The organism is Brevundimonas sp., assembly GCF_013823285.1.
Classification (GTDB): domain Bacteria; phylum Pseudomonadota; class Alphaproteobacteria; order Caulobacterales; family Caulobacteraceae; genus Brevundimonas.
This window is the reverse complement of the sequence record NZ_PNLV01000009.1, coordinates 1-17286: the sequence shown is the minus strand read 5'-3', so window position 1 is coordinate 17286 and position 17286 is coordinate 1. Positions and strand designations below refer to the sequence as shown.

Here is a 17286-nt window from a genome sequence, read left to right as displayed (position 1 = left end):
ATCGTTCGGGAATCGGCGAACCGCACGCGCTCGCAGAGCGAACACATCTGGAGGTTCAAGCTCTGACTGCGAATCCGCCGTTGAATATCCCGGCCCCTCCTGAGGCGCGCCGCACGGGCGTCCTCATGTAACAATTGATGTTTCATGAAACGCGATAGCCGTCTGTCCAATGTCCTTCACGCCCTGTTGCACATGGCGGAACACGAAGAGCGGACGGGCTCGCCCATGACGTCCGAACAGCTGGCGGTCTGTCTTTCGACCAATCCCGTGGTCGTGCGGCGCACCATGGCGGGCCTGCGCGAGGAAGGCCTCGTCACCTCAGAGAAGGGCCACGGCGGCGGATGGCGTCTGGCTCGTCCGCTGAACGCCGTCACCTTGGGCGAGGTTCACGACGCCCTGGGCGGAACCGGTCTCTTGCCCGACGCGCCGCCGGTGGAGGCCGACGGCTGCCTGGTCGAGGCCGCCGTCAACGACGCCCTGACCCAGACCTACGCCGCCGCCCGCGCCCTGCTGCTGGCGCGGCTCCATGACATCACCTTGGCCGACCTAGCGAACGACTTCGCGCGGCGGCTGGCCGCTCATCCGAACCGGGATCTGATCCATGCCTATGCAAGAAAGCCCTCTGCCCCATGACGCCGTGATCATCGGCGGCTCCTACGCCGGGCTGTCGGCTGGCCTCCAGCTGGCGCGGGCCCGCCGACGGGTTCTGGTGATCGATGACGGCCGGCCGAGAAACCGGTTCGCCTCCCACGCGCACGGCGTTCTGGCCAACGATGGGCGACCGGGGCGTGACATCACCGACGACGCCCGACGTCAGATCATGGCCTATCCCACCGCAGTCATTCGGCAGGGCGAAGCGGTGTCCGTCGAACGCTCCGGGCGCGGCTTCTCTATCGCCATGGCTGACGGCGCGACTGTGGAAGGGCGGCGGGTGCTGCTAGCCCACGGCGTCGAGGACGCCCCCCCGGCCATACCCGGCGTGAAGGAGCGCTGGGGCCAGACCGCCATTCACTGCCCCTGGTGCCACGGCTATGAAATCGACCGTGGGCCCATCGGCGTTCTCAGCCAGGGCGAGCACACCACCCACTACGCCCTCATGGTGGCGGAATGGGGCGAGCCCACCCTGTTCCTCGACCCAGCCGTCCAGCTGTCCGCCGAAGAGACCCGGATGCTGGGTCTGCGGGGCGTCGCCATCGAACGGACCCCCATCGCCGCGCTGGAGGGTGCGGCCCCGCTGCTAGACGGCGCCCGGCTGGCCGATGGCCGGTTCATCCCGCTGAAGGCGATCTTCGTGGGATCCCATGTGCGGCTGGGCAACAGCTTCGCGGAACACCTCGGCTGCGAGATGACGGACACGCCGGTGGGTCGTCTGGTCAAGGTGGACCCCATGCAGCAGACCAGCCAGCCCGGCGTCTTCGCCGCCGGCGACCTGGCCCGCGCCGCATCCAACATCACCTACGCCGCATCGGACGGCATGACCGCCGCCCATGGCCTGTTCCGCTCCCTGCTCGAGGAGGAGCTGGCCTGACCAGAGGGAGCCTGCGTCAGACGGGAGCCTGCACCGTGGTCAGTGACAGTTGCGGCGACCGACTGAGGTCAAGGATCGAACCGTAGGCCTCATCACCGATGCGGAACATGCCGTCCGCATAGGACACGACCACATCGGCATGATCAGCCGAAGCAGCGACCTCGAAGCCGAGGCGTTCAAGCCCCCGGATCAGCCACGGCCGAACCACACCTTCCGCCTTGACGAGCGCCAGACCGCGCCGCGCCGCATGGGTTTCAAAGCGGCCCCGCTCCAGGGAGAAGGACAGGTTCGGCTGGTCGAATGCTTCGCCCAGAGCGCCTGAAAGCGCCACATCCTCCGGCGCGCCGTCGACGAACCGGCCGCCGCCCGGCAGCAGCCAAAGCCGATCCGCCGAGCCCAGCGACAGTTCTAAGTCGTGGCTGGACAGGATGATCGACACCCCCGCATCCCGCGCGATCCGGCGCAGGGTGGACACGATGGTCACGCGGCTGGGCAGATCGAGGAAGGCGGTGATCTCGTCCAGCAGCATGATGCGCGGCTGCTGGGCCAGGGCGCGGGCGATCATCACCCGCTGGCGCTCACCGTCCGACAGGCTGTCCACATAACGGTCCCGCAGGTGGCCCCCCTCCACACGCTCAAGGGCCTCGTCCGCGATCCGGCGATCCTCGACCGACAGGGCGCCAGACCAGCCTGTGTAGGGCTGTCGCCCCATTTCCACGAGCTCTGTCACGCGCAGGGCCGGGACCTGTGGGCGGTCCGTCAGGACGACCGCGATCTTCCTGGCCCGCTCCGCCGCCGACCAGTCACGAACCGGACGGCCATCGAGAAGCGCCTGCCCCCCAACCGGGGGAATAAATCCGGCCAGGGTGCGCAACAGGGTCGACTTGCCCTGTCCGTTGCGGCCCAGCAGGCAGATGAACTCGCCCGGCGCCACGGAGACCTCCTGGAGCGTGGAGAGCGCGGTCCCGCCGTGGCCGATCTGCAGGGCATTCAGGTCGTACATGGTCAGACCCCCGTACGGAGGCTGCGGGAGCGCAGCAGCAGCAGGATCACCACCGGCGCGCCCAGGATCGCCAGGATCGCGTTCAGGTGCAGGAAGTGCTGGTCCCAAGGCAGGTGGACGACAAGATCGGCGGCCAGGGCGAGCAGTCCCCCAAGCAGGGCCGTGGCGGGGATCAGGGCGCCAATGCGGGTCGATCCGACCAGCCCGCGCGCCAAGTGGGGGACGATCAGCCCGACGAAGGCCACCGGACCACAGAAGGCGGTGACAGGAGCGGCCAGAAGGATCGTCGCTCCCAGCACCAGACGACGCAGCCTGGCTACGTTGACCCCCAGGCTCTCGGCATAGGCGTCTCCGAGCAGAAGGGCTGTAAGGGGCTTGGCCAGGGCGATCGCGCCGATGAGGCCCAGGGCCAGCAGCGGCGCGAGGGTCAGGAAGTCGGTCCAGACGACGCCGGCGAAGGTGGCGTCATTCCAGGCCGCGAAGATCCGCGCCTGGCTGCGGTTGGTGAAGTGCAGCAGGACGCTGATCAGGCCCTGGGCCATGAAACCCAGCATCAGACCCAGCACCAGAAGGGTCACGGTGCCCACCCGCCGCGCCATGGCCGTCATGGCCAGGGCCACCGCGAGGGTGCCAGCGGCGGATCCCGCAACGACGCCGATGCCGGCAAAGCCTGTCAGAAACATGAGAAAGCCCGGCCCGACCACCGCGCCAGCCACGATCACCAGCGCCGCGCCCAGCTGGCCGCCAGCCATCAGACCCAGCGACCACGCGTCCGCCAGGGGATTGCGGAACAGGGTCTGCATCAACAGTCCGGCGACGCCGAGCGCGCCGCCGCCCAGAACGGCGGCGAGAACCCGTGGAAGACGCAGATCCACCACGATCCGCGACTCCATTGATCCGGACCCGGCGCCCATGAGGCCCGAGATTACATCGCCCGGCGACAGCATCACCTGACCGATCATCAGGCTGCCGATCACGCCTGCGATCAGCGCCGCCGCAACGCAGGCAGAGACCGCCGTCGATCGCGCCACGCCCGTCACAGGTAGGCTCCCTGCGGCACCGGTTTGAGGTAGCGGAATGGCTCGGTCACCAGATCGGGGTGGAGCGCCTTGACGACGTCCGCCAGCACCCAGTCGGGCCGCACAAGACCGGTCTGGTACCAGTCATAGGCGTTGGCCTCGGGCTTGGTGCGGCCCGCATTGGAAAACAGGCGCCCGTTCTGGAAGGCGGGAGAGACCGCTTCCACGGCGGTGCTTCGCGGAGGCGCCGCATGGATGTCGCCGATGATCCAGACCTGGGCCTGTTCGGCCACCAGCAGGACCTGTTCGGTCGAGAGCTCGTCGGAGGAATAGCGGCGCAAATCCTCGGACCGCGCAAGCAGGTTGAGACCCCCGGCGTCCGCCATATAGTCCTGTTCCGCGCCCCGCACGGTGGCGACCCAGCGGCCGCCTCCACTGGGATAGGCCCACAGCATGGGAACCCTCTCCCGGTCGACGACGGCCGATTTCAACGCGGCCACGCGCGCGTCGATCTGCGAGAACAGATCGTCCGCCACGGACTCCAGTCCCGTCAGCAAACCGTAGAACCGGATCCACTCGGCCCGCCCCATGTAGGTCGGCTCGTCTTCGGCGAAGGTGGGCACAACCGTGAGGCCCAGTTGACGCGCGCGATCCAGAACCGGGGTGTGCGCCAGATCGGACAGCCGCATCAGAAAGACGTCGGGCCGCGCCGCCAGAAGCACATCCATGTTCGGCGGTGCATGCCAGTTGTAGCCGATCTGCCCGATGCGCCCGTCGATGACCGCCTGCCGCACCTCATCGTCATAGGAGCCACGGCCGCCCACGGCCACCAGACGGTCGCTGGCGCCCAGTTGCCCCAGGAATGCCTCGTCCGATCCGTTGTTGGCCGCGACGCGCATGACCGGCGTACGAACCACGGTCGCGGTCCTGAGCTCGCCTTCCAGCTGCGGCGCCGGCCCATCGCGCGGCGCCATGACGATGACCGCCGACTGCTCCTCGGCCTGGCCGCCGCTCTGATCAGCCACCGGCGCCCGCAGCCGCGCGACGGTGAACCCCTCGTGCCGCTCAAGCTGAAGATAGCGCGCGTACTTCAGCGGGATGGGTTCACCGGTCGCCGCGGCGCCGGCGCGGGAAGCAGCATCGCCCGCTTCACAGCCGGCCAGAGGCGTTGCCGCCGCCGCCAGCAGAAAATGTCTTCTCAGCATCCTTCACTCCCGCACGCCGGAAGGGGGTGACTAACTGCAATGTTATATCGTAACAAGCACCAGGTTCAGTTCACCGGGGGATTTCCTTGAAAACGCTTTTCGTCACCGTCAGCCTGTCCGCGCTGCTGTCGTCACCGGCCTTGGGCCAGGACGCGCCGATCGTCACCAACGATCCGTCGGCCACGGAGGTCGAAGCGGTGACCGTCTATGGCCGCCCCCTGGGGCGCATTCCCGGCGAGACGGCCACGAAGTCGGGCGCGCCTGTGATCGAGACGCCCTTCACCGTGAACATCGTCTCGCGCGAACTGCTTGATCTGCGCAACGTCTCCAACATCGGCGAGGCGGCGGAGACGATCAGCGGCGTCCAGCGCACGATCGGGTTCTCCGGCAACCAGCGGTTCCGCATCCGGGGCTTCCAGAACATTTCGACCCTGCGCGACGGAATGCGCCAGTCGGTGAGCCAGCCGGAGATCGATCTTCAGGGCGTGGAGAGCATCGAGGTCCTGAAGGGCCCGGCCTCGGCCCTCTATGGCCGGTTCGAGCCGGGGGGCGTGATCAACTTCGTCTCGAAGCGACCGCAATCCGAGTTCGGGGGCGAGGCCTTCATCGTCGGCGGCAGCCACGATTACTGGCGCGGCGGGCTGGATGTCACCGGGGCGCTGACCGCCGACGGCAGCGTGCTGGGACGGCTGAACATCGGCTATGAGAACGCCGACAGCTATCGCGACTTGATCGACAACGAACAGCTGTTCATCTCGCCGGTGGTGGAATGGCGGCCCGATGACCGCACCAGCCTGCTGGCCCGACTGGAGTATCTCAACCGCGACGCCGCCTTCGACCGCGGCCTGGGCAACAGTCCGGTCTTTCTTGACCAGCCCATCAGCCGGAACTACGGCGAAGACTTCATGCGCATCGAGAAGCGCCAGTGGGTCGGCGGGCTGGAGTTCAACCGACGGCTGACCGACGACTGGCGCATGCGGCTGGGGGCCTTCGTCTCCGCCGTCGACGTGCCAGAGGAGCAGTTCTTCAACTACGGCTTCCCGGCCCTTTCCGGCACGACGGTGAACCGCAATTTCGTCAGCTACAACGAAACCCAGGATGACCTCACGCTTCAGGCGGAGTTCTATGGGCGCGTCACCACCGGCTCGCTCACCCATCGCCTCCTGATCGGCGTCGAGCATGCCCGGGACGAGCTCGCCTTCCTCGACGGCCAGATCGCCTACGCTCAGCCGATCGACCTGAACAATCCGGTTCCGACCGGCCGGCCGGACAGCTACATCGCCACCGGCGACAGCCGCTACGAGTACCGCTCCAACGCGATCTATATCCAGGACGAAATCGCCTGGGATCGCTGGCGGCTGCTGCTGGGCGGACGGCTGGAGGAGGTTGAGACCTACGCCTTCTCGGCAGGCTTCGTGGAGCCGGCTGTCACCCGCACCGACAGCCCCTTCTCGCCCCGGGCGGGCCTGACCTATCTCGTGACGCCCGACTGGTCCGTCTATGGCAGCTGGGCGCAATCCTCGCGCAATGAAGCTGACGCGGGCCTGCTGGAAAGCGGCCTGACGCCGAGGCCCACGCGCGGCGAACAGTTCGAGGTCGGGACCAAGGCCCTGTTCCTGGACGGCCGGGCCGAGATGACCCTGTCGGCCTATGAAATCACCAAGACCGACGCGGTGGTCGGCGATCCGGTGGACTTCAACCTCGTCATCCAGGCGGGGGAGATCCGGGTTCGCGGCGTCGAGGCGGAACTGTCCGCCCGCCCGCTGGATCCGTGGACCGTGGTGGCGTCCTACGCCTACAGCGACAGCGAGATCACCGAGGACACCAACAGCTTCGTGCTCGGCAATCGGCTGGCGGGGGTGCCCGATCATCAGGCCGCGCTCTGGACCTCGTGGGCCTTTGACGGTGCGCTGGCGGGCCTGACGGTGGGGGGCGGCCTGTTCCACGCCTCGAGCCAGGCGGCGACCACCTCCAACAATTTCGATCTGCCCGGCTACACCCGCCTGGACCTCAACGCCGCCTATGCCTTCGCGGGCGGCTACGAGGTCCGGCTGAACGTGGACAACGTCAACGACGAGACCATCTTCATCACCGGCGGCTTCTCCCAGATCTACCCCCAGGCGCCGCGAACGGCCCGCCTGACGCTCAGCAGGCGCTGGTGACATGCGCACGGCGCTGACCCTGGCCGGCATTCTGGCGCTCCTTGGAGCCGGCGAGCCCGCCCGCGCCCAAAGCGCGGGGACCACGACCTACCCGGCATCGGACTTCGCCGCCTTCAACCCGCGCACAGCGCTCGACATCGTCGAACGCACCCCGGGGTTCGTTCTCATCGAGGGCGACGGATCGGTGCGCGGACTGGCCGGTTCAGGCTCCAACGTCCTGATCGACGGCGCCCGGCCCTCCTCCAAATCGGGCGGCATCCGCGAGACTTTGCGCCGCATTCCGGCGGATCAGATCGACCGGGTGGAGCTGCTTCGCAACGCCAATCTCGCCGACGCCCAGGGGCAAGCGCTGGTGCTGAATCTCGTCCGGCTCCGGGGCGGGACGTCCGGAATCTGGTCGGCGGGCCTGGAGCGAAACGGCCGGGGGATGGTCTATCCCCGCCTGGCGGCCACGGCGTCGCGGGAAATGGGAGGGTGGGACACATCCGTCCAGTTCAACGGCTTCTGGGAGGAATATCCCTTCGAGACCGAGCGCGTCTTCACGGACCCGGACGGCGAGGTGGTGTCCAGCCAGGAGGTGTTTCTCCCCTCCACCCTCACGGACGTCTTCCTCTCCGGAGAAGCCACGCGCGACGCCCTCGGCGGCAGGTTGAAGGTGACGGGACGGTTCGGCCGGTCCTTCTATTATTTCGATCAGACCAGCGACCGGTTCCTGGCTCGGCTTCCGGATGGCGCACCCGACCAGCTGGAGCTTCTGTCGCTGGACAGCATCCTGTGGATCGGGGAGCTGGGTGTCGATTTCACCCGGCCCATGGGTCAATGGAGCTGGAGCACCGTCGGCCTTCTGAACGTGGAGGACAACGAGGCCGGTCAGGATCAGCGAACGCGGGATGCGGCGGGGCCCCTTCCGGGGCGGGTCGGGGTCGCCTCCACGTCCCGCCCGCTGGAAGCTGTGGCGCGCACCCGGTTCGCCTCCCCCCAGGACAGACGTCTGAAAGGAGAAGTCGGGGGCGAGTTCGCCTACAATCGCCTCGAGAGCACCTTCAGCCTGACGGTGGACGGCGTCGACGCGCCTGTGCCGGCGTCCAATATCACGGTGGAGGAATGGCGCGGAGAAGCCTTCGCCAACGCCAGCTACGCCCTCACCCCTGCGGTGACCCTCGAAGGCGGCCTCGCCGCCGAAGCCTCCAGGATTTCGGTCAGCGGCGACGCGGACAACAGCCGTGACCTGACCTATCTGAAGCCGTCCTTCGCCATCGCCTGGCGGCCGAGCGAACCTCTCCTTCTCCGGGCGGGCGTGCGCACCACCGTCGGCCAACTCGACTTCGCCGACTTCGCGGCGTCCGCCGAGCTGAACGAAGGCCAGACCCAGGCGGGCAATCCGGACATCGAGCCCGCGCGGACCACCCGGTACGCCTTGTCCATGGACTACCGTGGCAGCGGCGACTTCGCGGCCAATCTTGAGCTGTTCCACGAAGACCGCACCGATGTGCTGGAGCAGATCCTGCTGCCGTCCGGCGCTCCTGGCCTGGCCAACGTCGGCGACGCGACCTATCGCGGGATCAAGGCGGCCGCGACCATCCCTCTGGACACCCTGTGGTCGGGCAGCCGCCTGACCCTGGAGGCGCTGTTCCTAGATACGGACTTCACGGATCCGGTGACGGGTGAAGATCGCGGCATCAGCGGCGCCTCCGACCCCCGGATCAAAGCGGCCTTCCGCCGCGACGTCCCCGAAAGTCCCTGGAGCTGGGGTGTGGCCTACACCGCCCGCGCGCGACAGACCGACTACCTGCTCAGCGAGTTCACCCGCTACAGCGACAACGCCGGATGGGGCGGCTTCGTCGAGCGTCGCCTGACCGGCGGCCTGATGCTGCAACTGAAGGTCCAGGACCTCAACGGGCAGGAGACGCGTCGCCGGCGCACCCTGTTCGCGGGCGATCGATCCGGCGCGATCACGGGATTTGAGGATCGCGTCACACGCCGGGGCTCATTCGTCACCGTCACCCTCAGCGGACGTTTCTAGAGAATGGCTGTCGGCTGCGTCGTCGAGGGTCTGACCCCTCTGGTCTTTTCAACCCTGTGGGAGCCACAGGTGCGGATGGCGGTCTGGAACCGGCCCTCGCCGTGTCTGGATCTCCATGAGGATAGAGACATCCTCCTGGCCTTTGACGGGGTCGGGGTCTCCACCTCGGGCCAGGCGCCCGAATGGCTGCACACGGATCTCCAGCAGCTCGGAGAAATCTTCTGCGCGGTCAGCGGAAGCCTCTTCTGGAAAGGCCGTCATGAGACCGTTCGGGAGCGCCAGTGCCCCCGCTTTCATCAGGACGCCGTGTCCGTCAGGCTCATCACCACCTATGCCGGGCCGGGTACGGAATGGCTGTTCGCGCACGAATGCGGCGACGATCTGGATGCCCGGCTCAGCCAGACGAAGGGCCAGGTCCGCACGCTGTTTCCAGGCGACGTAGCGATCATGAAGGGCTCGGCGCCGGGCTGGGAGGCCTGGCCCGACTTTCCGGTACTGCTTCACCGCTCGCCCGCCGCATCCCCCGCCGCGCCCCGGCAGGTGCTGACCCTGGACGTCTGGTCGCTGGAACCCGAAGCAGCGCCCCAGGCCGTCAGCCCACCACCCGTTCGATCACCCGCGCCGAGCCCTCGGGAATGACGAAGAACAGGCCCTTCTCTCCGTCATTGGACAGCCGCAGCACGCCCGTCACCTCCACCAGATGATAGCCCGCCTCGATGGGGCGGCTGAGGCGAACCTCGATCACCTCGTTGGGCTCCGCGGGCGGGTGGAAATAGCAGACGGGCGTATAAGGCGAGATCAGGAAGTGGGCCGTCCTGTTCGTGGCTTCCAGCGGCAGCATGTAGCCCCGCACGGTGACGCGGCGTCCGGCGCGGGCGCGGACCGGGGCGGGGTGGGACGCCTCGAACAGCTGGGTGCGCTCGTCGATTGTCACCCGCGTCTGGCGCAACAGGTCCCAGAGCGGATCATCCGCCGTTGGAAGGTTCAGCTGGGCCTGACGCTCGGCGGCCAGTTCGTCATCCCAAGGGCCGCCGGCGCCGGACGACATGGGCCCGGTCTGGATCGGCGGCAGGTCGGCCATCGCCTGATCCAGAGGGTCCAGCGGCGCGTCCTGATCGACCGAAGCCCGCGCGTCCTCGTCGGCGGAGGGGCTCGCCGGCGGCGTGATCGGCTCGGCGCCCTGCCCCACGGCTCCCCACGCTTCGGCCGCGGCGCCGCCGGCGAGCGCGGGCTCTGTCGTGGCTGAGGGCTCGCCGCAAGCGGCCAGCGCCAGCGCCGCGAGGATCACCGGTGCATAGCGAACCATCAGCGCTCTCCCAGCACGCGGACCGGGTCGGTGCGCGCGGCGATGACGGCGGCAGGAAGGCCTGCGAGCAGAGCGACCAGCACGGGCCCGGCGATCAGGAGGACATCAAGGCCCGCGAGCGGCGGCGTGGGCAGGTCCAGAGGCGAAGCGCCCCATCGCGCCACGGCCTCGGTCAGCCCTCGCGCGCCAAGCCAGCCCGCCAGACCGGCGGCCAGACCCAGTATGGCGGCCTCCAGCAGGATGAGGCTCGCCAGCCTGATCGGCCCGCAGCCCAAGGCCGTCAGCAGGGCCAGCTCCCGTCGCCGGGCCAGAACGGCGGCGCTGGTCGCCACCACGAAGCCCAGCGCCGCGACAAGCATGAGCCCCTGCCCCAGCCGGGCCATGGCGCCCGCTCCGGCCCCCAGCAGGGCGTTGAGGCGCTGCGCCTCCCGCGCCGGCGACGCGGCCTGAAGTCCGGGGATGCGGTCGATCCGCGGCGGCAGCGTCACCGCGCCCAGGGCGGACCGGTACTGGATCAGAACGGCCGTCACCTCGCGGGCCGCCGCCTCCGTTCGGGGGGATGCCTCATGGCCATGATCGTGGCCCACATGGGCGTGATGCTCGGGCGCCGCCTCGGCTGCGTGAGCCTCATGCAGCACCCAGACACTGGCCAGATCCGTCAGGATCAACCGATCGATCACGGCGCCGGTGGGCGCCAGGACGCCCACCACCCGGTAGGGATGGTCCTCATGGGCGTCGCCGCCGGTTCCCAGACCATGGGCGCCGACGAATTCATCGCCGGGCGCGAGGCCTTGGGTGCGCGCCACCTCCGCCCCGATCACGGCTTCCAGAGGGGCGGTCCACCAGCGCCCGTCCCGCAGGCGGGCGCCATAGAGATCGGCATAGGCCGGCTCGGTTCCGACGATGCGCGCCGTCCCAAGGCTGTCGCCGAGGGACAGGGGGATCGCCCGGGCGACCAGCGGATCCGCGGCCAGACGCCGGGCTTCCCCCAGCGGAATATTCCCCGTGGGCGCGTCGGTCTGGAACAGGGCGGACATGACCAGTTGCAGGGGGCTGCCCTCGGCGCCGACCACCAGATCGACCTCGGCCAGATCGCGCTGGAGACCCTCTTCCGCCGCCTGCTGGACCAGCAGCACCGCCCCGGTGACGGCCGCCGCCATGGCCAGAACCAGAACGTGAAAGGCCCAGCTTGCGGGTCGTCGGGCGATCAGGGCTGCGGTCAGCTTGAACGGGTTCACGCCGCGACCTCCGCCCCGGGCGCCCGCAGCGGTATCCGGCCCGGCACGAGCGTCATCAGCCGGCGGTCGTGGGTGGCGATCACCAGCACCGCCCCGACGTCCGCCGCCGCGTCCACAAGCAGGCGCCCCACCCGCTCGGCATTGTCGTCATCAAGGCTGGCCGTGGGTTCGTCGGCCAGGATGAGGCGCGGCTGCATCAGCACGGCGCGGGCCACCGCCACGCGCTGGGCCTCGCCCCGGCTGAGGGCGTCGGCCTTGCGATCCGCCAGCCCCGCCAGACCCAGCCGCTCGAGGCTGCCCATCGCCGCGCCCCGGTCCTGCCGCGCCCCGGCCGCGAACGGCGCCAGCAGCAGATTGTCCATCACGCTCAGGCCGCCCAGCAGGTGCATGTCCTGAAACACCACCGCGATCCGGCTCGACCGCAGGGCGCGCCGGCGGGCGGCAGGCAGGCTCCAGAGGGCATCGCCCGCCAGCCGCACCTCCCCCGCCACCGGCGGGAGAAGACCGGCGAGGGTGAATAGCGCCGTGGTCTTGCCGCTGCCCGACGGCCCGAGCATCAGACTCGCGTCGCGGGCTTCAAGGGCGAGATCGTCCAGATCGGCCACGGCGGCGCCGTCCCACCCGACCCTCAGGGCGTGCGTCTGCAGCAGGGGAGATTTCTCGACATCAGGCATCTTGTGTTGAGTGTTATATAGTAACACATAGAAGGGCAACCTTCCGGAGAGAGACCATGCCCGCTGCCCGCACTGCCGCCCTCGGAGATAGTCTGGCCATCGGCGTGTCGGGATTGTGCCTGACCCACTGCCTGGCCCTGCCGTTGGTGGCGAGCCTGCTACCTCTGGCCGGGGTCTGGGCTGAGACGGAATGGGTGCACTGGCTGTTCGTGGCGATCGCCGCGCCAGTTTCGCTCTGGGCCTTCAGCCGTCCCGTGACCCGTTCGTGGTCTCTCGCGATACTGGCCGGCTCGGGTCTGGCGCTTCTGGTGGCCGGCGTGGCGGCGTTTCCCTCGCATGACTGGGAAACCGGCCTGACGGTCGCCGGCGCCCTGTTGCTGGCCGGGGCGCACACGCTCAACTGGCGGCACCGCAAACTGGACCGCCACGTGGCTCATTGACAAGGATGCTACAAAGCTCGGCTCCTCATAGCGATCCGTTTTGCGGACCTGCCAGAGGTCCGCTTTGAGCCCAAATCAGCCGTCGGCGAACATTGCGACCCGCGCCGAGAATGACCCGATCACGACGCTCCAGACTTGCGCGCCAATCCAGGTCGCGCTTACCGTTTCAAGACAACGAGGCGCCCCCTCCGACAGCGGCCGCTGCAGATCGGCCGCGATCTCCCGCTGCGCCGTCATCCATATCTCGAAGTCCTTCGGCTTGGTCAGGATCACGGGCATGGTCTTGGAATGAACGGTCCGCACCTGGGCGTTCGGATCGCTGGTCAGGAAGCCGAACAGGTCGCGGTGACCTCGCGCTGCTTCAGCTAGCGCACCCTGGACTGGCCGGGGAGACTCGAACCTTACGCGCCCAACATGTCCGCTTGAGCAGCACCGTCTATCCCCAGCAGTCGACGCTGGGCCTCCCAGCTCAGAGGAATCGCCTTCTGAGTGTTGAGCTTGGCTATTGCCCCGGTGGAGATGCCACCGGTCAGGATCGCGGACTGGATGTCGGGAGCGAGGAAGACCCACGCGTACTTCCTGAAATCAGCCGTAGGCGTCCTCGCTGTCCGCACAACGTGTCGCAACGGCGATAGACCGGGACGGGCGAGGGCAAATGCTTCATGGGCGCTCCTCAACCGTTTCAGGGCTGCGGACCTCGCCGCGTCTGCATCGGCGCCGACCTCCCGCCCCTGATGGCTGAACCAGGTCCGCCCTCCACGAACCTTCATCCGGATGGGTAGGGCGATCCGAATGTGCCCGGGTCGGTTCACCTCGGCGAGGACACGATCGCCGGAGATCAGCCTGGCCTCCACCGCCGCAGCAGGGTTCAAATCCTCCCTGAAATATTTCAGAGCCCTGAGAGCGACCACCAGATGCACGCAATCACTCCGGATCTCGACGCGCGCCACCGCCCTGCGGAGATCATCGATGCTGATCGTTCGCTCATCTCGGTCAATCAGGTGGCCGAGACGTCGGAGAAGTATTCCCTCCAGCGCGGCGCAGGGGACGCGACGTAAGGCGTCCGCCTGCTGCGGTCCGATTATGCCGAGTAAGGGAGCTGGCCCGACGTAATAGCTGTATACGCGCCCCTTCCGCCGGACGAACAATGGCCGCATGAGTTGCCCGAGCTCATCGAAAACCCGCCCCCGAAGCGGCGCTCTGTCAAGACTCGGCGCCTCGCGCCTTCCAGACTGCGCTCCTCTTTTCTAGCAGGCCCTGCACGGCATCAAACGTATGCTGGTCGACAATAGGCTCATGCCGGCCCTCGTAGGTCCCGCCCTTGTGGCAGATAAGGCCGAGGTAGGTCTTGTTCTGCAGCAGATGGCGAAGGGCCCCCCGGCTGAAAGGCATCCCCGGATAGGCGACGCCGCGCCGGGAGCGACCGGCCTTTGACCGTATCCCCTCCTCTTCCAGCCGTTGCTGGAGATCATAAAAGGACCGACATGCGATGAGCTCATCGAAAATCATCCGCACTGTCGCCGCCTCGGTCTCGTTGACGCGCAAACGCCTGTCGCCCGAGTTGTCGGGCGCGTCGTATCCCAAGGGCACGACGCCACCCATCCACATGCCCTTGGCCTTTGAAGCGGCGATCTTGTCGCGTATGCGCTCCCCCGTCACGTCCCGCTCGAACTGGGCAAAGGACAGCAGCACGTTCACCGTGACCCTGTCATCCCAGTCCGAAAGCGCCGCCCATCGGCGACTGAAGGACTGAGAAGCGCCAGCAGCCGACATTCGGATCTGGTCTGAGAGCGGACATCGGACGGGCCGTGCCTGACGGTCCACCATCACGCTCCCGTCGCTTGTAGGCATAAGCCCCAGTGCTGGGACTACCTTCGGCCCGCTCCTTCGCCAGATCTCACCCTGGCGCGAACCCGGTTCGTCGGGGAGCCGGGAACAAGCGCCTTCGCCCCTGGTTGATCGGAGCAACCACTGGAGAGCATCATGACCGACCAACCGATCGAACAAGACAACGATCCGCGCCAGCCCGGCCAGGGCAACACCCCCGGTCAGACGCCCGCTGACGATCAGCCCGGTCAGAAGCCCGGATCGCCTGCTACAGGCGGCGACGGCTCGCAGGGCGCCGGCGGCCCCGCCGGGTTCGGCACGGGGGACTAGCCTTTCAAGGCAGTGACATGATGAGGCTCCGCCGGCTCGCGCCGACGGGGCCTTTTTCGTTCAGGCGCCGGAACGGTCGGCTTGATCCTTATGATCCGCCAGTTTCGACGCCACAGGATCGGCGAGGGAGGCGATGACCTCCAGATCAAAGGCGTCAAGCGCGGCCGTCTCGTCGGCGATGACGCGAGGAGCTTGGGGTCGCAGGGTCCGAAGCGTGAAGTGCTGCTGCTGAACCCTGCCTTGGGCGCTCAGTTGCTCGATCCGCTCCAGCCTCACCCCGGCGGTTGATCTGATCAGGGATTTGCGTGTCGGCACGTCATGTCCCTCCTGAGGCCAGATAGATTCCGCTCATGCCGCATTCCGTCAAGAGACTCTCGGGTCTTGTCCTGGCACAGGCCGTTTTCTGCCCAACGCTCCGCTTGACTCTCATGGCGGAAGGAGAGGCATATGAGAGAACATATCAGGAACTTTTATGCCTCCGCCGCCTTCCCTTCACCATCTGCGCCGACAGCTGTCGGCCCTAAAGCCCAGGCCGTGCATGCCTGGGCAGCCCTTTCGGTTGGGGATTGAGGCGCTGGACGGGCGTCTGGGGGCGGTCAGGGCGGATGCGGTGCACGAGGTGCTGCCCGAAGTGCCCCGCCAGGCGGTGGCGGCCCACGGGTTCGCCCTGGGTCTGGCATCCAGCGTTTCGGGGACAACCGTGTGGATCCTCCAGACAACGGGACGATCCGAGATGGGGGAGCCCTTTGGCCCCGGGCTGTCGGCCTGGGGCCTGGATCCCGGCGATCTGATCATGGTGCGGGTCTCCGACGCCGCCTCCCTGCTTGCGGCGGGCGAGGAGGCCTTGCGCAGCGGGGCGGCCGGGGCGGTGATCATGAGCGGCTGGGGCGAGGCGAAAGTCCACGGCCTGACCGCCAGCCGGCGACTGATGATGGCGGCGCGCAGCGGGTCGACCCTGGGTCTGCTGGTGCGCGCCAACGCCGAGCCGGCGCCAAGCGCGGCGGAGACCCGTTGGTCGATCGCCTCGGCCCCGTCCGCGCCGCTGGCCGCCAATGCGCCGGGACGACCGGCCTTTCGAGCTCGGCTGTTGCGCAGCCGGTCCGGCGCGCCGCCCGGCGAATGGACCATGGAGTGGGATCGTGAGACGCGCAGTTTCGTCACGCCGTCGGCATCTGGCGGTCTGGTTTCCCGTCCTGCCGACCGACCGGCTGCGGCGGGCGCAGGCCGATCCCGCGCCGCCTGAGCATCCCGTGGTTCTGGTGGACAAGGACCGGGGCGCCCTGCGTCTGACGGCGGCGAACCCGGCCGCCCTGTCGCTGGGACTGTCGCCCGGCATGACCCTGGCCGACGCCCAGGCGCGGGTACCCGGGATCGAGGCGGTTCCCCACGACGGCGAGGCCGACGCCCGACTGCTGCGCGCGGTGCTGGAGGATTTCGACCGTTTCACCCCCATGGCGGCGCTGGACGCGCCCAACGGCCTGATGCTGGACGTGACCGGCTGCGCCCATCTGTTCGGCGGCGAGGCGCGGATGGTCGGCGTGGTCAGGGCCCGGGCTAAACGCCTCGGGCTGCAGGTCCGGCTGGCGCTCGCCCGCACGCCCCAGACCGCCCGAGCCCTGGCCCGGTTCGGTCCCGGCGGCGTCGCGCCGGAGGGGCAGGACGCGGCCCTTGCGCAGCGCCTGCCCGTGGCGGCCATGGAACTGGACCCGCGCGATCATCAGGCCATCCGCCGGGCGGGGCTGAAGACCCTCGGCGATCTGGACGCCCGGCCCCGGGCGCCGCTGGCCGCCCGCTTCGGCGCCGATTTCCCCGATCGGCTGGACCGGGTGATGGGGCGGGTGGATGTGCGCATCACGCCCCACCGTCCGCCGTCGCCGGTCACCGCCGACCGGGTGCTGGCCGAACCCATCACCGATCTGGACGCGGTGCACGCCGTCATCGCCGACCTGCTGGCAGACGCCGAACAGCAGCTCGAGAGCCGGGGTCAGGGCGCGCGGCGGTTCGTGCTGGGTCTGTACCGCCTGGACGGCCACGTCCGCCGCATCGCCCTGCAGACCGCCCGCCCCGTGCGGGAGGCGGGGGTGGTCATGCGCCTGTTCCGCGAGCGGCTGGCGGCGCTGGGCCGGCCGGTGGATCCCGGCTTCGGCTTTGACCACCTGCGTCTGGGCGCCGAGCAGCTGCGCGCCGTCGCGGCCCGGCAGGTCGCCTTCGACCAGCGCCCCCACGGCGGCGAGGCCCTGGACGCCCTGATCGACCAGTTGAGCGCCAGGCTGGGGCCTGAGGCAGTGCTGCGGGTCACGCCCGTGGCCTCTCACCTGCCGGAGCGATCCAGCCGGCTGGCGCCCGCCCAGGCGACGCCGCGCGGCGAGGACTGGCCTGCGCCCGACCCGGATTCGCCCCAGCTGCGGCCGTTGCACCTGTTCGATCCGCCCCAGCCGGTCGAGGCCGTGGCTCTGGCGCCCGACAGCCCCCCTGCCCGGTTCCAGTGGCGGCGCGCCACCCACCGGGTCATCCGCGCCGAAGGCCCCGAA

20 protein-coding genes are annotated in these 17286 nt (G+C 68.7%); 10 read left to right on the top strand and 10 right to left on the bottom strand.

Annotated elements, in window-relative coordinates:
• Positions 1-144 precede the first annotated feature (144 nt).
• On the top strand, positions 145-633 hold the full coding sequence (locus C0461_RS02600; protein WP_292103679.1) for an Rrf2 family transcriptional regulator: 489 nt from the start codon (positions 145-147) through the stop codon (positions 631-633).
• A complete protein-coding gene (locus tag C0461_RS02595) occupies positions 602-1528 on the top strand; it encodes an NAD(P)/FAD-dependent oxidoreductase (protein ID WP_292103677.1) in 927 nt (308 codons plus the stop codon). The genes C0461_RS02600 and C0461_RS02595 overlap by 32 nt, the downstream gene beginning before the upstream one ends.
• A gap of 16 nt (positions 1529-1544) precedes the next feature.
• On the opposite strand, the gene C0461_RS02590 is transcribed toward C0461_RS02595, so the two are convergent.
• Genes C0461_RS02590 through C0461_RS02580 form a run of 3 tightly spaced genes read right to left on the bottom strand, consistent with a single transcriptional unit; the run spans position 1545 to position 4755 of the window.
• A complete protein-coding gene (locus C0461_RS02590) occupies positions 1545-2531 on the bottom strand; it encodes an ABC transporter ATP-binding protein (RefSeq protein WP_292103676.1) in 987 nt (328 codons plus the stop codon).
• A 2-nt stretch (positions 2532-2533) separates the two neighbouring features.
• Positions 2534-3571, bottom strand: coding sequence for an iron ABC transporter permease (locus C0461_RS02585; RefSeq protein WP_292103674.1), 1038 nt, complete (start codon positions 3569-3571; stop codon positions 2534-2536).
• Entirely contained in the window at positions 3568-4755 is a 1188-nt protein-coding gene (locus tag C0461_RS02580) for an ABC transporter substrate-binding protein (protein WP_292103672.1), read from the bottom strand. Before C0461_RS02580 ends, C0461_RS02585 begins: the two co-directional genes overlap by 4 nt.
• A gap of 86 nt (positions 4756-4841) precedes the next feature.
• Here C0461_RS02580 and C0461_RS02575 point away from each other — a divergent pair, with 86 nt between their 5' ends.
• Genes C0461_RS02575 through C0461_RS02565 form a run of 3 tightly spaced genes read left to right on the top strand, consistent with a single transcriptional unit; the run spans position 4842 to position 9579 of the window.
• Complete coding sequence (locus C0461_RS02575; protein WP_292103671.1) at positions 4842-6917, top strand: TonB-dependent siderophore receptor; 2076 nt, start codon at positions 4842-4844, stop codon at positions 6915-6917.
• Position 6918: 1 nt separating this feature from the next.
• Entirely contained in the window at positions 6919-8940 is a 2022-nt protein-coding gene (locus C0461_RS02570) for a TonB-dependent receptor (protein WP_292103670.1), read from the top strand.
• A gap of 3 nt (positions 8941-8943) precedes the next feature.
• Positions 8944-9579: a DUF1826 domain-containing protein gene (locus C0461_RS02565; protein ID WP_292103669.1), complete on the top strand. Its 636-nt coding sequence runs from the start codon at positions 8944-8946 to the stop codon at positions 9577-9579.
• Here the strand turns inward: C0461_RS02565 and C0461_RS02560 are convergent.
• The 3 genes from C0461_RS02560 to C0461_RS02550 are packed head-to-tail and all read right to left on the bottom strand — an operon-like array spanning position 9533 to position 12158.
• Positions 9533-10246: a DUF3299 domain-containing protein gene (locus tag C0461_RS02560; protein ID WP_292103667.1), complete on the bottom strand. Its 714-nt coding sequence runs from the start codon at positions 10244-10246 to the stop codon at positions 9533-9535. The genes C0461_RS02565 and C0461_RS02560 overlap by 47 nt on opposite strands.
• Complete coding sequence (locus C0461_RS02555; protein WP_292103666.1) at positions 10246-11484, bottom strand: ABC transporter permease; 1239 nt, start codon at positions 11482-11484, stop codon at positions 10246-10248. The genes C0461_RS02560 and C0461_RS02555 overlap by 1 nt, the downstream gene beginning before the upstream one ends.
• Positions 11481-12158, bottom strand: a complete 678-nt coding sequence (locus tag C0461_RS02550; RefSeq protein ID WP_292103664.1) for an ATP-binding cassette domain-containing protein — start codon at positions 12156-12158, stop codon at positions 11481-11483. Before C0461_RS02550 ends, C0461_RS02555 begins: the two co-directional genes overlap by 4 nt.
• Positions 12159-12214: 56 nt before the next feature.
• On the opposite strand from C0461_RS02550, the gene C0461_RS02545 reads away from it, so the two are divergent.
• A complete protein-coding gene (locus C0461_RS02545; protein ID WP_292103663.1) occupies positions 12215-12598 on the top strand; it encodes a MerC domain-containing protein in 384 nt (127 codons plus the stop codon).
• Positions 12599-12673: 75 nt separating this feature from the next.
• Here C0461_RS02545 and C0461_RS02540 read toward each other — a convergent pair whose 3' ends face one another.
• Positions 12674-12871: a hypothetical protein gene (locus C0461_RS02540; protein WP_292103661.1), complete on the bottom strand. Its 198-nt coding sequence runs from the start codon at positions 12869-12871 to the stop codon at positions 12674-12676.
• Positions 12872-12999: 128 nt separating this feature from the next.
• Entirely contained in the window at positions 13000-13518 is a 519-nt protein-coding gene (locus C0461_RS02535; protein WP_292103659.1) for a hypothetical protein, read from the bottom strand.
• Between C0461_RS02535 and C0461_RS02530 the strand changes: the two genes are divergently transcribed.
• Positions 13513-13656 carry a hypothetical protein gene (locus tag C0461_RS02530; protein ID WP_292103657.1) on the top strand — a complete coding sequence of 48 codons (144 nt, stop codon included), beginning with the start codon at positions 13513-13515 and terminating at the stop codon, positions 13654-13656. The genes C0461_RS02535 and C0461_RS02530 overlap by 6 nt on opposite strands.
• Positions 13657-13801: 145 nt before the next feature.
• Here the strand turns inward: C0461_RS02530 and C0461_RS02525 are convergent, their stop codons facing one another.
• Positions 13802-14296 (bottom strand): recombinase family protein, encoded by a 495-nt coding sequence (locus tag C0461_RS02525; RefSeq protein ID WP_292103655.1) that lies wholly within the window; start codon positions 14294-14296, stop codon positions 13802-13804.
• A gap of 285 nt (positions 14297-14581) precedes the next feature.
• Here C0461_RS02525 and C0461_RS02520 point away from each other — a divergent pair, with 285 nt between their 5' ends.
• On the top strand, positions 14582-14755 hold the full coding sequence (locus C0461_RS02520; protein WP_292103654.1) for a hypothetical protein: 174 nt from the start codon (positions 14582-14584) through the stop codon (positions 14753-14755).
• A gap of 60 nt (positions 14756-14815) precedes the next feature.
• On the opposite strand, the gene C0461_RS02515 is transcribed toward C0461_RS02520, so the two are convergent.
• Positions 14816-15070 carry a hypothetical protein gene (locus tag C0461_RS02515; protein WP_292103653.1) on the bottom strand — a complete coding sequence of 85 codons (255 nt, stop codon included), beginning with the start codon at positions 15068-15070 and terminating at the stop codon, positions 14816-14818.
• A gap of 223 nt (positions 15071-15293) precedes the next feature.
• On the opposite strand from C0461_RS02515, the gene C0461_RS02510 reads away from it, so the two are divergent.
• On the top strand, positions 15294-15998 hold the full coding sequence (locus C0461_RS02510; protein ID WP_292103652.1) for a hypothetical protein: 705 nt from the start codon (positions 15294-15296) through the stop codon (positions 15996-15998).
• Positions 15895-17286, top strand: a 1392-nt coding sequence (locus tag C0461_RS02505) for a DNA polymerase Y family protein (RefSeq protein ID WP_292103650.1), incomplete at its 3' end; no start/stop codon positions are given. The genes C0461_RS02510 and C0461_RS02505, both read left to right, overlap by 104 nt.

Bases quoted from the DNA above. Each gene is read 5' to 3' on its own strand.
- C0461_RS02600 (WP_292103679.1), top strand. From the start codon at position 145: ATGAAACGCGATAGCCGTCTGTCCAATGTCCTTCACGCCCTGTTGCAC.
- C0461_RS02595 (WP_292103677.1), top strand. From the start codon at position 602: ATGCCTATGCAAGAAAGCCCTCTGCCCCATGACGCCGTGATCATCGGC.
- C0461_RS02590 (WP_292103676.1), bottom strand. From the start codon at position 2,531: ATGTACGACCTGAATGCCCTGCAGATCGGCCACGGCGGGACCGCGCTC.
- C0461_RS02580 (WP_292103672.1), bottom strand. From the start codon at position 4,755: ATGCTGAGAAGACATTTTCTGCTGGCGGCGGCGGCAACGCCTCTGGCC.
- C0461_RS02570 (WP_292103670.1), top strand. From the start codon at position 6,919: ATGCGCACGGCGCTGACCCTGGCCGGCATTCTGGCGCTCCTTGGAGCC.
- C0461_RS02565 (WP_292103669.1), top strand. From the start codon at position 8,944: ATGGCTGTCGGCTGCGTCGTCGAGGGTCTGACCCCTCTGGTCTTTTCA.
- C0461_RS02560 (WP_292103667.1), bottom strand. From the start codon at position 10,246: ATGGTTCGCTATGCACCGGTGATCCTCGCGGCGCTGGCGCTGGCCGCT.
- C0461_RS02550 (WP_292103664.1), bottom strand. From the start codon at position 12,158: ATGCCTGATGTCGAGAAATCTCCCCTGCTGCAGACGCACGCCCTGAGG.
- C0461_RS02545 (WP_292103663.1), top strand. From the start codon at position 12,215: ATGCCCGCTGCCCGCACTGCCGCCCTCGGAGATAGTCTGGCCATCGGC.
- C0461_RS02530 (WP_292103657.1), top strand. From the start codon at position 13,513: ATGCACGCAATCACTCCGGATCTCGACGCGCGCCACCGCCCTGCGGAG.
- C0461_RS02520 (WP_292103654.1), top strand. From the start codon at position 14,582: ATGACCGACCAACCGATCGAACAAGACAACGATCCGCGCCAGCCCGGC.
- C0461_RS02510 (WP_292103652.1), top strand. From the start codon at position 15,294: ATGCCTGGGCAGCCCTTTCGGTTGGGGATTGAGGCGCTGGACGGGCGT.